This is a genomic window from Delftia sp. ASV31, from assembly GCF_016428765.1.
Classification (GTDB): Bacteria; Pseudomonadota; Gammaproteobacteria; order Burkholderiales; family Burkholderiaceae_C; genus Comamonas; species Comamonas acidovorans.
Genome location: NZ_JAELTK010000276.1, coordinates 1 through 317 on the forward strand (window position 1 = coordinate 1; position 317 = coordinate 317).

The window sequence follows — 317 nt, forward strand, 5'->3', positions numbered from 1 at the left end:
GATGGTGGTGGGCCTGCTGGCCATCATGAAGGCCGGTGGCGCCTATGTGCCCCTGGACCCCGATCACCCGCCCGAACGGCTGGCCCAGATGATCGAAGACGGCGCCGTGCGGCGCCTGCTCACCCACCTGTCTCTTATACACATCTGACGCTGCCGACGAAATGCGAACAGTGTAGATCTCGGTGGTGGGCGTATCATTAAAAGGGGGGGGGGGGGGGGGGGGGGGGGGGGGGGGGGGGGGGGGGGGGGGGGGGGGGGGGGGGGGGGGGGGGGGGGGGGGGGGGGGGGGGGGGGGGGGGGGGGGGGGGGGGGGGGGG

Annotated in this window: 1 pseudogene; it reads left to right on the plus strand. The window is 75.4% G+C overall.

Features of this window, described 5'->3' with window-relative positions:
* Window positions 1–124: pseudogene (locus JHD82_RS29380) on the plus strand (AMP-binding protein); the annotation flags it as partial.
* Between the last annotated feature and the right edge of the window lie 193 nt (window positions 125–317).